This window comes from Gilvimarinus gilvus (genome assembly GCF_030518155.1).
Classification (GTDB): domain Bacteria; phylum Pseudomonadota; class Gammaproteobacteria; order Pseudomonadales; family Cellvibrionaceae; genus Gilvimarinus; species Gilvimarinus gilvus.
In genome coordinates this window covers 198,208-212,160 of record NZ_JAULRU010000569.1, presented here as the reverse complement: position 1 = coordinate 212,160, position 13,953 = coordinate 198,208, and the positions used below count along the sequence as shown (strand labels likewise).

Genomic DNA, 13,953 nt, shown 5'->3' with positions numbered 1-13,953 from the left:
AGTAATTGCTACTTCTCGTGTGGCTCCTTAGAATAGTCGCCTTTTGCGCTGGGCTGCAAGTCACTAGAGGTTTACATGGATTTCCCTACCATTGATGCTTATGTAGGCAATACACCGCTTGTCCGGGCGCAGCGCCTGCTACCGGCCTCTAGCACCAATACTCTGCTGTTAAAGCTAGAGGGTAATAACCCCGCAGGCTCGGTCAAAGATCGCCCCGCACTGTCGATGATTGAGCGGGCGGAGGCGCGTGCAGATATCAGCCCTGGCGACCGCCTGATTGAGGCCACCAGCGGGAACACAGGTATAGCGCTGGCTATGGTCGCTGCCATCAAAGGCTATCCGATTACGCTGATTATGCCCGATAACAGTACGGACGAACGCAAAGCCTCTATGGCCGCCTATGGCGCTGAGCTCATCTTGGTGAGTAAAGAAGAGGGGATGGAAGGGGCTCGTGATCTGGCGCTCAGGATGCAAGCTGAGGGCAAAGGTAAGGTGCTGGATCAATTCGCCAATAGCGACAATCCCGAAGCTCATTACCGCGGTACAGGGCCTGAAATTTGGCAGCAGACCAATGGTGGCATTACACATTTCGTGAGCTCTATGGGCACCACCGGTACGATTATGGGTTGCTCGCGCTTTTTTAAGGAGCAGAACCCAGCGGTGCAAATTGTCGGGCTGCAACCAGAAGAGGGCTCAGCAATCCCAGGCATACGTCGTTGGCCGAAAGCGTATCAACCTTCAATTTATGATGATCAGAGAGTCGATAAAATTGTCAGTATGTCGCAGGCGCGTGCCGAGCAAACTATGCGTGAGTTAGCGCGCCAAGAAGGCATTTTTTGTGGTGTTTCCTCGGGCGGCGCGGTTGCAGCGGCACTGGAGTTGGCCGAATCGGTCGAAAACGCGGTTATTGTCGCCATCATTTGTGATCGGGGCGATCGCTATTTGTCCTCCGGTCTGTTCAGCCCGTCGTCATGAAGTCCCGTCGCTCACGCCGTGGCCCTCAGCGCAGCCCGGTGGCCAATTCCAGCGAAATCGTCAGCCTCGATGTCAAAGGCTATATTCATGATGGTCGCGGTTTAGCAAAGCATAAGGGGCAGGCAGTATTTGTTAGCGGTGCTCTGGATGGCGAGCAGGTAGAGGCAAAATGGACCCATCGTCAGTCTCGCTATAGTGAAGCGCGTACCATAAACGTCATAACCCCTTCACCGCAACGGGTTGCGCCATATTGCAAACACTTCGGTCAATGTGGAGGGTGCCAGTTACAACACGCAGACTCCGGGACTCAGCTGCTGATAAAGCACAATGCGGTACTTGAGCAGTTGACGCGAGCAGGTGTTCGCGCCCCGTCTCAGCAGCTCAAGCCAATTGTTATGGCGCCCTGGCACTATCGCGCTCGTGCCCGGCTGGCGGTCAAGTTTGATAAGGCCGGGAAGTTGAGTTTCGGGTTTCGACGCCAAGCCGACAGTCAATTGGTTAATATTAGTGAGTGCCCGGTATTGCCGAAAACGATGCAGCGTTTGTTGCAGCCGCTGCGAAGCTTACTGCAAAAATATGACCTGAAAGCCGTGAGTCATATTGAGCTCATTCAAGCTGAGGGTGAAACCGGTGTGGTAATGCGTCACACCCGGCCGATCAAAGCGCATGCCCAAGAAGCGCTGCAAGCGTTCGAGCGAGAGTTTCAATGCAAGCTCTGGCTTAGCCCTGACAATCAGTGCTTAACGACAATCACTGGAGCGTCAACCGACCCGAGGCTCACGTTAGAGCTCGAATGCGGCGCGTTAAAGCTTGCGTTCCACCCTCTGGACTTTACCCAAGTCAACTGCGAGGTAAATCAGGCGATGGTGGATCAGGCGATGCGTCTGTTGGCACCAAGCGCGGCAGAGACAGTTGTCGATTTGTTTTGCGGGATTGGTAACTTTACTCTGCCGTTGGCAAAGCGTGCAGGACGTGTTGTAGGGGTTGAAGCCATTGCGAGCATGGTTGCGCGTGGCCGCGAGAATGCTGTCGCTAATAAATTGGATAACGTCGAATTTATGGCATGTGACCTGGAGCAGCACTCGCTTAAATCTCTGCAAAAGCGCATAGGAAATTTCGCTGCAGTGTTGCTGGATCCGCCACGAGCCGGTGCTCTGGAGGCATGCAAGCAGTTGCCTCACACGGCGGCCAAGCGAATTCTTTATGTATCTTGTAATCCCTCAACGCTGGCCCGGGATGCCCGCAGCTTGACAGACGCAGGCTTTAGCCTGCAAAGCCTCGGAATTATGGAGATGTTTCCGCACACTTCCCACGTGGAAACGATGGCCCTGTTTACTCGCGGTTAAAAGTAGGTATGATCGTGCCATCGTGTTGGGATGGTCAGATGCCATGTATCACCAGTATTTTGGATTAAAAGAGCCCGCTTTTTCAATTGCGGTAAACCCGCGCTACCTGTACATGAGCGAGCAGCATAAAGAAGCGCTTGCGCATCTGTTGTATGGCGTGACAGGCGGCGGATTTGTGCTGCTTACCGGTGAAGTAGGAACCGGTAAAACCACCATTATTCGCTCTTTGTTGGAGCAGTTACCGGAACATACTGACCTTGCCATGGTGTTTAATCCTATGGCAGAAGTACCTGAGATGCTGCAGATGATCTGCGATGAACTGGGTGCTGAGTACGACCGCGCTGCGCCCAGTGTCAAGAAGTTGACTGACACGCTGCACCGCTACCTGCTGGAAAACCACAGCCGCAATCGTCATACGGTACTTCTCATTGACGAAGCACAACTGCTGTCGCCAGAAGCGTTGGAGCAGATACGACTGTTGACGAACCTCGAAACTAACACCGAAAAGCTTCTACAAATCATTCTGGTCGGACAGCCCGAACTTAACCGTCTGCTGGCTCAACCGCGCCTGCGACAGTTATCTCAGCGCATTACCGCCCGATTTCATTTAAATCCATTGTCGCTTGCCGAAACCCGCGCCTATATTGGGCATCGCTTGCAGGTCGCAGGTTTAAGTGGAGCAAACAACCCTTTCCCCGACGCAATTGTTAGAAAAATTCATAGCTACAGTGGCGGTATACCCAGACGTATCAACATTTTGTGTGAGCGTGCTCTGGTTGGATTGTACGGACACAACAAGGAGCGTGTGGATGGCAAAATTTTATCTCTAGCTCGCCGTGAAGTGAGTGGTAGCTCTGAAGGTGCGCGCCACGATTTCTCTGGGCTCTGGCGCTGGCTCAGCTTAGCTCTGGCGCTGGTAGCGGTTCTGTCAGTTGCGCTTTTACTGTGGCAACAAACAGTCGATAACGACCTGGAGACCACTCCCCCCAGTGCCGAACAACGTATTCCCGAAAAACAAAGCCCCGACCGTCAAAGTCCCGGCCAGCAACTCGCTGGGGTGGGGAGCCCCCCCCAGCAGGCAATTGTAGGTGGTACACAGAAGGCGCCTGGTTATTTAATACGCCGCTTGTCTGATGCCCAAGCTCAGCTGGCCGGTTACAGTGGCTTTGATAATCCTTTGACTTGCTTCACAAGTGGCAGCGATGCGGCAATCTGTGAAGTAGAGCATTACGATACTTGGCAGCAGCTGGCAGAGCTGAACAGGCCCGCGTTACTGTCTGTGATCACGCCCGATAAGTTTCATGCTTATGTTCTGGTGGTTGGCTTGACGTCATCGCAGGCGCTCGTCATAGATCGCGACGGTACGCAGCACAGCGTAGCTCTGGCTGAGCTGGGCGCGCTGTGGCGCGGGCAAACTATTTATCTGTGGCGCCGCCCGCCAGGTTATCAAAAGGGGGCGTCAGTAGGGCTGGGTGACAGCGGACCACTTGTGCACTGGTTGAGCAACGCTTTTGCTCGCATTGATGAGCAGCAGCGACCGCTCACGGACGATCGGTTTAACAGTGCGTTAGCCGCCCGGTTAAAAATATTTCAGCGCAATAGTGGCCTTACTGTAGACGGTATTCTCGGTCAGCAAACGATACTCAGACTCAACGAACGGTTGGGTATAGATACGACCTTAATGGTTGAGGGGGACTGGTAATGTCTTTGCTATTAGAAGCATTACGTAAGGCCGATCGTGATCGAGAGCAATCGCATAAACCGGCGGGGATCGATTCAACCGCCACTATTCAGGTTGCGTCTACAGGTCTGGGCAAATTTTTCGTCGTACTGTTGGCCGTATTGGTTGTGATTTTGGCCGGTGCTCTAGCGTGGTTATTGTCAACCGAGGATACGCCTGCGCCTGAGTTGCCACCAGTGGTAACTGAGCGGTTAGCGAGTCCCTCTAAAGATACCCCGAACCCGCAGCCGGAACCTGACGACGCGTCAAAGACTGAAGCGCCGATAGAGGACATAAAGCCTGCAAAAAGCAATGAGACGCCGGCGCCTGAGGTTATGGTGACCTCCGTAGGCACTTTAGCCATGGTCGGAGAGGCTTACAGTGAAATATCGCCACCAGTGTCTGCGCCCGAGCCGGCCGTTGTGAGCAAGGACGAGGCGTTGTCCGATACGTCTGTTAATGATGAGGTAATGGCGCTTTACCAGCAAACGCAAGAAGAGGCGCCTACGCCGGCCGAAGCACCTGAGGTTCCAGCGTCTATGACAGGAACCATTGCGGCCGCTGAAAAGCCGTTTGAACAGATCGGCGGAGTGCGTAGCCTGCCGCTTGCCGTGCAAAACTCAGTGCCCACACTTATGTACGCCGCGCATAACTACAATCCTGCCGGCGATAGTTCAGTGGTGATAAACGGGCGCATTTGGCGTGAAGGGGAGTCTGTGAGCCAGGGTATTACGTTAGAGGCTGTGCAAGCCGATGGTATTATACTGCGCTCAGGCCAGCATCGTTTTACACTCAAAGCCCTGTCTAGTTGGGTGAATATGTAATCATCTTAGAGTTCTCGTTTGCCAATAGGTCGCGCCGGATTACCCGCGACAATGGTGTAGGCGGGGACATTGCAGGTGACAACGCTGTTCATGCCGGCTACCGAGCCCTCTGCCATTGTTACGCCATCTGTGACACCCGTGTGGCTGCCAAGCCAAACATCGCGCTCCAGCGCTATCCCACGCGACTTTACGGGTTGCTCACTGATCAACCTACCGGCCTTAAGGCCGTGGTTGAAAGCGTACAGATGGCTGTAGGCCGCAATACGACAATGGTCGGCAATATCAATACCTGCGCTGCCACCATCGAGCGTGGAGTGATGGTTTATGGAAACGTTTTGACCAATACGCACAGGGCCATGCAGGGTTACATCCGCGGCAATATAGCTATTATCGCCAATTTCTATTGCACGGCCAGGCTCTGCGAATATATTGGCCTCAGGAGCAATAAATACATTTTTGCCTATAGAGATGGTTTCCATTGCCATCAGAGTTTGTTGAATATCGTTTTGCCATGGATGGGCCCACTCCAGATGCATGGTTTTTAAGCGGAAATATAACCAGGGCATATAGCTCAGGCGTTTTTTGTGCTGTTCGGTATAATCCATGGGCTTGTGCTGTTGGCGGAGAACGAGTAGCGGTATTTTACGCCAGTCGAGCGACCATTAAAGCGGTAAAGAGAAAAATAACCAACTTTATGGAATGGCAGGGGTGATTGTCGGGGTTGGTAGAGCGTTGCGAGCATGGGTATGTTTACACAAATGATAAGGTGCCCGCCGCCAAGCGCATAAAGTTGAGCAGAATCACCATGCCACGCGGAACTAGGGCGTGTAAGATTTTCGGTGGAGCATCGAGCGGACGCTCTCAGGTTGCTTTTAAGCTTCGTTGGCGCTGTCCTTGTGCTCGATTCAAAGCCTGTGCGTTTCCCGTTTCTATGTTCCGGTATTGCGTTCTCTGCGATGATGCCTACAAGCATCCCCTGGCCGGGATTATGCAGTGCACCGAGGGCGCGCTTTGGCGTACGGACACCCATGTAAAGTGTAACACCTGAATTCTGACTGGCCAGCCTCTGCTTAGTTTTTCTGGCACTTAGACGATATTTTGATACCGACAAGAGTAATAAGATGTTTGACGTCATTTGGCAAAATGAGAGTGTTCTGGTCGTGCATAAGCACGCCGGGATCGACTTTCACACTGATAACGCAGTGCCGGGACTGTTCCAAAGTGTCAAGGCAAACCTCGGTCTTGATGAGCTTTACCCGGTACACCGGTTGGACAAGGTTACGTCCGGCCTGCTGGTTATGGCCAAAACCCAGATGGCTAACCGAGAGCTGTGCCGGCAGTTCGCACAAGGCGAAGTAGAGAAGGTGTATCTAGCCTTAAGTCGTAAGAAGCCACTTAAAAAACAAGGTCGTATTGTGGGTGATATGGCGCCGGCTCGTCGCGGTGCATGGAAGTTGCTGCGCAGTACGGATAATGCCGCTCGCACAGCTTATCTGTCGCGTTCTTTGGCTCCTGGCATTCGGCTTCAATGCGTGAAGCCAAAAACCGGTAAAACCCATCAAATACGAGTCGCAATGAAAAGTATTGGCGCCCCTATTATCGGCGATACGCTCTATGGCGCTGAACCTGCCGATCGGGTGTATTTGCACGCTTATCAACTGGCGTTTGAACTCGCCGGCGAGTCGCACTTTTTTCGGTGTTTACCGCAATCGGGTCAGCTTTTCCTGGGTGAGGCATGTCTGCGAGTACTCGAAGAAATCGGCGAGGCTGGGAACTTACTATGGCCGTCTTGCTAATGCTTGCGAAGCGGCGGGCGGGTTTTGTTGCGGTTCTATTAACCTTGGTTTTGGTGACGGTGGGCTGTGCAGATAAGAAGGCAGACGGCTCTAGTGGAAGCATAGCCGAGGATTACCAAATACTTCAACACGATTGCGATCCTGCTATGTCGAAGCAAGTGCAGTGCGCTACTCTCGTGCTGCCTAATAATGTAGATCGATTGCCGGTGCGAGTGGTTCAGTACCTTGGTAATGATAAAAGTCGAGAGCCTTTGGTTTATTTGCAGGGTGGGCCGGGTTACCGTTTGGATTTTAGTGTTTCTGGTATGCAGCACTGGCTGGGGTTTGCGGAGCAGGCTGGACTAAAGCGCGATTTAATTTTATTGAATCGTCGCGGAAGTGGCGACATTTGCTTAGGGTACCAACGCGCACGGCGCAAGCTTTTAGCGGCGACGCCTTATCGTCAGCACCGTATTGATAATCCCGATCAAGCTTTACTGCGTTGTATTAATCAGTCCGATACCTTAAACATAAACGCTTACGGAACACGACAAAATGCGGCTGATATACGCGCGCTTGTGCAAACCATGGGGGTAGAGCACTGGCATGTGTTGGGTGTGTCATATGGATCAAGGCTGGCAATTGAGCTGGTGGGCAGTCAGGGACTTGAATCTATGGTGTTGGACTCTGCTTACCCGCCAGGATTTGGCGGTGTTTTGTCGGCGCCGGAGCTTTTAGGGGGCAGTATTCAACAGCTCGCGCAAGCCTGTCGTACAGAGGCGGGTTGCCTTGATGTCTGGCGCAATCACTTTAATGGCTTGCCGTTGAATGATAAAAATTTTGTCGAATTACTGCGGGCGAGTTTGCGCCAGCTGCAACACCGCCCCCTCGATCTTGTAGTGACTCTTGATGGTTGGCCCGAAACAGTGTGGTTAACGCCTGAGCGGTTTCTAAACTCCGCGTTTGCCGCCGCGTACAATCGGCACCGCTGGCCTCTATTGATTGATGCGATCGCGGCAGTCCCCAACCGGCATCGCAAACCGCTGGAGCGTTTTACGCAGCTGTCACTGGCGCAGTCGGGGCATATTTCCGGCAGTGCATACGCCGCTGTCGATTGTCGCGATAACCCCTTGGGTAAGGACGAAGATTACCAGCGCGGGTTTGAGTCCTACCCGTGGCTGCAACCTTTTATGGCGACGGGGTGGCGCGGTCAAATTTGTCAGCACTGGCGCGACTCGATAGAGCCGTTAGATTGGCCCGAACAGGTGCCAAAGAGGGTCGCTGTTGTCGGTGGCCAGTTTGATGCAATCACACCGCTGCGCTGGGCTAAGGCAGTTCAGCGACAGTGGCCTGAGGTGGCTTTATCTGTCTTTACAGGAACCGGCCACTCAGTATTGAGCAACCGTCCCTGCGCTTTGGCACAACTGGAAGGCTTTATCAGTCGATCAAAAAACGCCATTGTGCCCTGTGATAATTAACAAGGCTTTAAAAAAACTGCTTACTCATACAGGCACATATAAGCTGTATCTGCCGCTACTTTAACGCCAAATTTTTGATTGGCTTCGACTTCAAAGCTCTCGCCTGCGGCATAGGTAACCCACTGTTCGCTGCCTGGCAGTTTTACCGTTAAGGCACCGCTGATCACTGACATATATTCTTTTTGACTGGTGCCAAACTCATAGTCGCCGGGAGCCATAACACCGACTGTAGCGGGCAGCTTTTCACCTTGGAACGCAATAGACGCGACTTTACCGTCGAAGTAATTGTTAACATTAAACATGTAAAAACCCTCTTAAATTAGGCCGCGAAGGCTACCGTAAATTGACTTGGTTGGCTAGCAGCAACTGTGTTCAGATCGGGGGAGCCATATAAGCCCATCATAATCTAGAACACAGTTGCTGCTAGACGCATCGGTGGCCCCGATAGTCCATAAACACCTCAAAACTGCGCCGAATCTCCATTGCGCTCTATCGTTATTGGGTTGAGGCGCTATTGCCCAATGACTAACAGGTTAAGAGTCGTTGATCATTGTGTCGCGCAACGAAAAAGGGGCTACCCATCTCTGAGTAACCCCTTCATCTTCAATTTGGCGCAGCCGCTGGCTCGAACTAGGCTGAATCGCTGATTTAGCCAATGATTAACAGTTAACGAGTTGTTGATCATTGTGTCGCGCAACAACGAAAAAGGGGCTACCCATCTCTGGATAACCCCTTCATCTTATATTTGGCTCCGCCGCTGGGCTCGAACTAGGCTGAATCGCTGATTCAGCCAGTGATTAACAGATTAAGAGTCGTTGATCATTGTGTCGCGCAACGAAAAAGGGGCTACCCATCTTTGGATAACCCCTTCATCTTATATTTGGCGCAGCCGCTGGGTTCGAACTAGGCGGAATCGTTGATTCAGCCAATGATTAACAGTTAACGAGTTGTTGATCATTGTGCCGCGCAACAACGAAAAAGGGGCTTCCCATCTCTGGATAACCCCCTCATCTTCAATTTGGCGCAGCCGCTGGCTCGAACTAGGCTGAATCGTTGATTCAGCCAATGATTAACAGATTAAGAGTCGTTGATCATTGTGTCGCGCAACGAAAAAGGGGCTACCCATCTCTGGATAACCCCTTCATCTTATATTTTGCGCAGCCGCTGGGTTAGAAAAAGGCGGAAACGTTGATTCAGCCCAATATTAAAAGTTAAAGAGTTGTTTATCATTGTGTCGCGATACAACGAAAAAGGGGCTTCCCATCTCTGGATAACCCCTTCATCTTATATTTGGCTCCGCCTGCTGGGCTCGAACCAGCGACCCAATGATTAACAGTCATTTGCTCTACCAACTGAGCTAAGGCGGATCAGTAACTTCCTCTCGGGAAGTGGTGCGCATCTTATAGAGCCATCGGGATTTGGTCAACCCCCAACCACGAAAAAAAGTAAGATTTTAATGGCTTTGTCTGAAATCCCTGCAATTTGTATTAAGTCTAATCAATTCAAGGGGATAGAGAGTCTAAAATAAGGGAATTAGCGCCTGCCGATGGTGCCGATGTATACTTTGGCTATGGCTAATTCTGAGACGTTGAAAGGCGCAGATAGACCCAATCCACTGCTTGAAATGGTTCGACAACTCCTGTTCGAAGACGGTCAGCAGTTCAGTGAGCACGCACTGTTGAAGATTGCGGTGGCTCGCGGTTTGATTCCTGAAGAATTCGGAAGCTGTTCTAAGCGCTTGTTTCAGGCCCATTTCGTCCTGTTTAATGCCCTTTATCATCTTCAGCAGGAGCTAGCAGCACAGGCGCTGTATCTGGATATCGGGCTGGTGCAGGTGAGCGTGCGAAGATTTCAGCCAGCGTCCGGCGCCAGAGAGCTCGGCAGTAGCCGCGATGAGAAATTGCGCCGTTACTATTTCGACTGGTCTCATTTCGATCAGGCGACGGTTGCCAGTGTCAATGAAATGCTCGATGACTTTTGGTTGAGAATGGGGCGACAGCCTGTAGTCGAAGCCGATCGCACTCGCGCTTTGGATGTTATGGGGTTGGCGGATCCAGTCAGCTGGAGCGCCGTTAAGCAGCGTTACCGGCGTTTGGCGATGCAGCATCACCCGGATCGCGGCGGAGATGTGGATCAACTAAAACAGGTGAATTGGGCTATGACAATACTCGAGAAGTCGATTCAGTGCTGATTTTTCGGGCTTGTGATGAGCTTGGTCAAAATTGCGAGGTACGCAGTGCGGGAAACAGCCTGCGACTTTATACCGACGGTACCTTTCACAGCCAATTTAATCCGACCAAGTTGATAGAAGATAACCTGTGGGACCTGCTGTGGTTGCCAGCGCTGCTACAGGCACAAGCGCCGTTACGCGTGCTGGTCCTCGGTGTCGGTGGCGGCGCCGTTATGGCTAAGTTGCAGCGAATATTCCCCACCGCTTTACTGGTTGGTGTGGATATAAGTGCACTGCACCTGCATATTGCTAAGACGATTTTCGGGGTGAAAAGTAAGCATGTACTGTTGCTTGAAGCTGATGCATTGGCCTTTGTAAAGCAATATCGAGGCCCGGCTTTTGGTCTCATTGTCGATGATTTGTTTACAACGAATAACGGTGAACCTGAGCGAGTCACGCCGCTGAATCAAGCATGGCTGACGTCGTTAGCGAGGCGTTTGAGCGATCGAGGACAGATTATTACAAATTTTGGCTCAAGTAAGGAATATCGACAAGCAGCGCGGGTTGTGGCCGCTCGCGGAGATTTTACCTCGCTCTGTTACTTTAGTCATAAACACTATGAAAATGCGGTGGGCAGTTTTAGCCGCGAAAGGGTTTCTGCACAATCTCTATCGATGCGTACTGCCATCGAGAAACGGCTGCAAAATTTTGGCGGCGGGCGTGTGCCTCGACAGATTCACATCAAAAGTGCTTAAGTTCTACAACTTTGAATTGATTGTTGTTAGCGATTAAATTGACGTATTCAAAGTGTTTGTGCGCTTTGCTTTCCAGGGGAATAAAGGCATTTACCACAAAATAAGCATGCCCACCTTGTTTGAGCAATCGTTTGGTGCTTGTCAGAAACCGATCGGTAAGGTCGCCGCTTAGCTGAAAGCCTTGATGAAACGGCGGATTGCATACGATTAGGTCGAACTGTCCCCTTACTTCATCGCCGACGTCGGCGGCTATCACGTCGCACTGCGCTAAATATTCGGTATTTTTCTGTGCGCAAACGAGAGCGGCGGCATTGTTATCCGTCAAAACAATGGTTGCGGGGCGGTGAGTTAGTACTCGATTGAGAGACTCGAGTGCCAGAAAGCCATACCCACACCCTAAATCCAGTAGACTGCCAGCTTGCTGAATAGCTGTCTGCGACTCCAGGGTGGAGATTAAAAATTCGCTGCCCGCATCCACTTTTTGCCAGCCGAATTGTCCGGGTTTGGTAAAGTATTGTGGGAGAATAGGGTGCGTGCGAAGTTCGCTGTAGTTGCTGCTGGTGGAAATTTTCTCGGCCTGTGAACTCAGAATGGCGCAGTAGGCTAAGCCCTCTTTGCGTGTCCCTTTAGCCGCGCCCAACGTCTTTGCGGCGTGTTCCAGTATACTCTTGGCGCCTTCGCTCTTAAGTCCGGCAATCAATAACAGGCCAGAAGGTTTGAGTTTTTTTGCCGCTTGCTCAATGACATGATGTACCACCGGCTTTTCTTTGGATATTCGGTATACGATCGCATCCCGAGAATAATCTGCAATGTGGCGAACGTCGAAATCATTGAAATGGCACGGTAAGTCGGCCCCTTTAAGTTGCCTGGCGATGTCAAATCGGTTGGTGATGTACTCGTTGTGGTCGTTGGGCAGGCGGGCTGATTGATTGTAGAAGTGTTCATCGCACAGCCACAGAGTGTTGCCACCGGTCGGTGCGTTCGCGAGTAACCATTCAATAGCCGGATCGTTCGTCATAGGGCTCAAGTCGCCGTTAAGTCGTCTTTCAAATCGAATTTATTTCTATATCGTTCAGCGGGCGATACTGCCCCTCGGTAAGTGTGGGATCTAAGGCTATGTCTCCAATACTGTTTCGGTGTAATGCGACCACATGATTTCCCGCTGCTGCAAACATACGTTTTACCTGGTGGTACTTACCTTCGTTTATTGTTAGTTGTGCGCACCGCTGATCGAGAATTTTAACTTGTGCTGGCCGACAAGGTTTAGTCTCCCCCTTGAGGTGAACACCCGCTTCAAGTGCTTCTATGAGCGCTTGAGTTATGGCTTCGCGGGTAGTGACTTGGTACGTTTTATTCTTGCCTACTTTGGGGGAGGTGGCGCGGTGATTCCACTGGCCGTCATCGGTAATGAGGACTAAGCCGGTGGTATCCACATCGAGTCGTCCTGCGATTTGTAGCGTGTCGCTATTTGTCTCTTTGAGTAAGTCCAGTACCGTGGGGTAGCTGGCGTCTTGATTCGCGCAGACGACGCCTTTTGGTTTGTGGAGCATAAAGTAACGCGGGCCCGATAGTGCTAATACTTGTCCATCCAAGGTAATTGTATTTACACTGTTAACGATGATACCGCCGTTTCTAACTGTCTGCTCGTCTACGCAAACCTGATCGTGGTGCAGTGCAATTTTCACTTGTTTACGCGATAGGCCAGCGCTATGAGCAATAAACTTATCAAGACGCATAATTGGGTAACCATTCTGTCGGCACGGCTTCGTTCCAGTCAAAGCGTTGGATTAATTCGGCGAAGCAACCTTCAAGTGGCGCATTGATGCAAAGCGTTTGTCGCGTGATAGGGTGCTTAAGCTTCAGCTGTGTGGCTGCCAGCAGAAGTCGGGGGGTGTGTAATTGGTTGGCAAAATAGCGGTTGTGCTTACCTTTGCCGTGTTTGGCGTCGCCTATAATAGGGTGGCTAATGCGCTTTAAGTGGCGGCGTATTTGATGTTTGCGTCCGGTATAAGGTTGGCACTTGACCAGTGAGTAGCGGCTCGAAGGGTAGCGGTCAATGGTGACGTTGAGTTCAATACTGGCAAGTCGTGATACTTGCGTTTTTGCTTGCTGTACCGTTGTATGCGTTAAATTGGCGTCACCGTAACTGTCGGCTTCGTATCGCAAAGCGTGGTCAATCATTTGGTGTTCGGGAGCATAGCCGCGAACAACCGCCAAATACGTTTTCTCGGTCGTGCTCCAGTGTTCGTTGACCTGTTTTGCGGTGGCTGAATCCAGTGCAAACAAGAGTACCCCCGATGTCGGTTTATCAAGTCGGTGCACTGGGTAGACACGCTGGCCTATTTGATCGCGCAATTGTTGGATCGCGAAGCGGGTTTCATATTTGTCGATAGGGCTGCGGTGCACTAACAACCCGCTGGGTTTTTGAATGGCAATCAGGTATTCGTCTCGATAAAGTATATCGAGCCGTGCGGGCTTCTCTTGAGTGTCCCCATCAATAATATCCCGGGGCGCCATTAGTATTCGCCAATTTGTGGCAAATCTTCGGGCAAATTCTCACTCTCACATTGAAATCCGAGTGTTTTGTGCTCGCTTACAAGGCTGGCCGCTTTGTTTTCGCAAAAGCCGCCCTGATTGTTGGCGCGCCACAATACGGTGCCGTCCCCGTCATTTTTTTGATAGCGAACTTCGCACGGTACATCTTGCTCTGAAACCAAATAAGCCACCTCAATTTGGCGGGTTGCTCCTTCTAGCTCACAAATAAAAAGGTAGTTCTCGTGAGCACTCGTTACGCAGGATAGTGCCATTGACGTTGCAAGGAAAAAGGTGCGCAAGCAACGGCGGTACCCGCCAGGCAACTTTAGGGCGTAAGGTTTTGCTGAGTGTGCCATAGAAGTTCTCGTATCGGCG

Annotated in this window: 14 protein-coding genes and 1 tRNA gene; 8 read left to right on the top strand and 7 right to left on the bottom strand. The window is 51.5% G+C overall.

Annotated features, from left to right (window positions below):
* Positions 1 to 75 precede the first annotated feature (75 nt).
* Genes cysM through QWI17_RS11585 form a run of 4 tightly spaced genes read left to right on the top strand, consistent with a single transcriptional unit; the run spans position 76 to position 4,865 of the window.
* Complete coding sequence (gene cysM / locus QWI17_RS11600) at positions 76 to 975, top strand: cysteine synthase CysM (RefSeq protein WP_302722667.1); 900 nt, start codon at positions 76 to 78, stop codon at positions 973 to 975.
* Complete coding sequence (gene rlmD / locus QWI17_RS11595) at positions 972 to 2,321, top strand: 23S rRNA (uracil(1939)-C(5))-methyltransferase RlmD (RefSeq protein WP_302722666.1); 1,350 nt, start codon at positions 972 to 974, stop codon at positions 2,319 to 2,321. Before cysM ends, rlmD begins: the two co-directional genes overlap by 4 nt.
* Positions 2,322 to 2,343: 22 nt before the next feature.
* The gene (locus tag QWI17_RS11590; RefSeq protein WP_319835070.1) at positions 2,344 to 4,023 is read left to right on the top strand and encodes an ExeA family protein; all 1,680 of its coding nucleotides are present in this window, start codon (positions 2,344 to 2,346) and stop codon (positions 4,021 to 4,023) included.
* Complete coding sequence (locus QWI17_RS11585; protein ID WP_302722665.1) at positions 4,023 to 4,865, top strand: general secretion pathway protein GspB; 843 nt, start codon at positions 4,023 to 4,025, stop codon at positions 4,863 to 4,865. Before QWI17_RS11590 ends, QWI17_RS11585 begins: the two co-directional genes overlap by 1 nt.
* A 5-nt stretch (positions 4,866 to 4,870) precedes the next feature.
* Here the strand turns inward: QWI17_RS11585 and QWI17_RS11580 are convergent, their stop codons facing one another.
* Complete coding sequence (locus QWI17_RS11580) at positions 4,871 to 5,470, bottom strand: acyltransferase (RefSeq protein WP_302722664.1); 600 nt, start codon at positions 5,468 to 5,470, stop codon at positions 4,871 to 4,873.
* A 516-nt stretch (positions 5,471 to 5,986) separates the two neighbouring features.
* On the opposite strand from QWI17_RS11580, the gene QWI17_RS11575 reads away from it, so the two are divergent.
* Together QWI17_RS11575 and QWI17_RS11570 are read left to right on the top strand one after the other, a co-directional pair.
* On the top strand, positions 5,987 to 6,661 hold the full coding sequence (locus tag QWI17_RS11575; protein WP_302722663.1) for a TIGR01621 family pseudouridine synthase: 675 nt from the start codon (positions 5,987 to 5,989) through the stop codon (positions 6,659 to 6,661).
* Positions 6,646 to 8,118: an alpha/beta hydrolase gene (locus tag QWI17_RS11570; protein ID WP_302722662.1), complete on the top strand. Its 1,473-nt coding sequence runs from the start codon at positions 6,646 to 6,648 to the stop codon at positions 8,116 to 8,118. Before QWI17_RS11575 ends, QWI17_RS11570 begins: the two co-directional genes overlap by 16 nt.
* 20 nt (positions 8,119 to 8,138) lie before the next feature.
* On the opposite strand, the gene ppnP is transcribed toward QWI17_RS11570, so the two are convergent.
* Positions 8,139 to 8,420 carry a pyrimidine/purine nucleoside phosphorylase gene (gene ppnP / locus QWI17_RS11565; RefSeq protein WP_302722661.1) on the bottom strand — a complete coding sequence of 94 codons (282 nt, stop codon included), beginning with the start codon at positions 8,418 to 8,420 and terminating at the stop codon, positions 8,139 to 8,141.
* A gap of 989 nt (positions 8,421 to 9,409) precedes the next feature.
* Positions 9,410 to 9,485: transfer RNA gene (locus QWI17_RS11560), tRNA-Asn, on the bottom strand.
* 203 nt (positions 9,486 to 9,688) lie between these two features.
* Between QWI17_RS11560 and QWI17_RS11555 the strand changes: the two genes are divergently transcribed.
* Entirely contained in the window at positions 9,689 to 10,309 is a 621-nt protein-coding gene (locus QWI17_RS11555) for a DNA-J related domain-containing protein (protein ID WP_302722660.1), read from the top strand.
* A complete protein-coding gene (locus tag QWI17_RS11550; RefSeq protein WP_302722659.1) occupies positions 10,303 to 11,043 on the top strand; it encodes a polyamine aminopropyltransferase in 741 nt (246 codons plus the stop codon). Before QWI17_RS11555 ends, QWI17_RS11550 begins: the two co-directional genes overlap by 7 nt.
* Here the strand turns inward: QWI17_RS11550 and QWI17_RS11545 are convergent.
* The 4 genes from QWI17_RS11545 to QWI17_RS11530 are packed head-to-tail and all read right to left on the bottom strand — an operon-like array spanning position 11,030 to position 13,934.
* Positions 11,030 to 12,061, bottom strand: a complete 1,032-nt coding sequence (locus QWI17_RS11545; protein ID WP_302722658.1) for a class I SAM-dependent methyltransferase — start codon at positions 12,059 to 12,061, stop codon at positions 11,030 to 11,032. The genes QWI17_RS11550 and QWI17_RS11545 overlap by 14 nt on opposite strands.
* Positions 12,062 to 12,089: 28 nt before the next feature.
* On the bottom strand, positions 12,090 to 12,779 hold the full coding sequence (locus QWI17_RS11540; RefSeq protein ID WP_302722657.1) for a pseudouridine synthase: 690 nt from the start codon (positions 12,777 to 12,779) through the stop codon (positions 12,090 to 12,092).
* A complete protein-coding gene (locus QWI17_RS11535; protein ID WP_302722656.1) occupies positions 12,769 to 13,560 on the bottom strand; it encodes a pseudouridine synthase in 792 nt (263 codons plus the stop codon). The genes QWI17_RS11540 and QWI17_RS11535 overlap by 11 nt, the downstream gene beginning before the upstream one ends.
* Positions 13,560 to 13,934: a hypothetical protein gene (locus tag QWI17_RS11530; protein WP_302722655.1), complete on the bottom strand. Its 375-nt coding sequence runs from the start codon at positions 13,932 to 13,934 to the stop codon at positions 13,560 to 13,562. The genes QWI17_RS11535 and QWI17_RS11530 overlap by 1 nt, the downstream gene beginning before the upstream one ends.
* Positions 13,935 to 13,953: the final 19 nt, after the last annotated feature.

Bases quoted from the DNA above. Each gene is read 5' to 3' on its own strand.
- cysM (WP_302722667.1), top strand. From the start codon at position 76: ATGGATTTCCCTACCATTGATGCTTATGTAGGCAATACACCGCTTGTC.
- rlmD (WP_302722666.1), top strand. From the start codon at position 972: ATGAAGTCCCGTCGCTCACGCCGTGGCCCTCAGCGCAGCCCGGTGGCC.
- QWI17_RS11585 (WP_302722665.1), top strand. From the start codon at position 4,023: ATGTCTTTGCTATTAGAAGCATTACGTAAGGCCGATCGTGATCGAGAG.
- QWI17_RS11580 (WP_302722664.1), bottom strand. From the start codon at position 5,470: ATGGATTATACCGAACAGCACAAAAAACGCCTGAGCTATATGCCCTGG.
- QWI17_RS11575 (WP_302722663.1), top strand. From the start codon at position 5,987: ATGTTTGACGTCATTTGGCAAAATGAGAGTGTTCTGGTCGTGCATAAG.
- QWI17_RS11570 (WP_302722662.1), top strand. From the start codon at position 6,646: ATGGCCGTCTTGCTAATGCTTGCGAAGCGGCGGGCGGGTTTTGTTGCG.
- ppnP (WP_302722661.1), bottom strand. From the start codon at position 8,420: ATGTTTAATGTTAACAATTACTTCGACGGTAAAGTCGCGTCTATTGCG.
- QWI17_RS11555 (WP_302722660.1), top strand. From the start codon at position 9,689: ATGGCTAATTCTGAGACGTTGAAAGGCGCAGATAGACCCAATCCACTG.
- QWI17_RS11545 (WP_302722658.1), bottom strand. From the start codon at position 12,061: ATGACGAACGATCCGGCTATTGAATGGTTACTCGCGAACGCACCGACC.
- QWI17_RS11540 (WP_302722657.1), bottom strand. From the start codon at position 12,779: ATGCGTCTTGATAAGTTTATTGCTCATAGCGCTGGCCTATCGCGTAAA.
- QWI17_RS11535 (WP_302722656.1), bottom strand. From the start codon at position 13,560: ATGGCGCCCCGGGATATTATTGATGGGGACACTCAAGAGAAGCCCGCA.
- QWI17_RS11530 (WP_302722655.1), bottom strand. From the start codon at position 13,934: ATGGCACACTCAGCAAAACCTTACGCCCTAAAGTTGCCTGGCGGGTAC.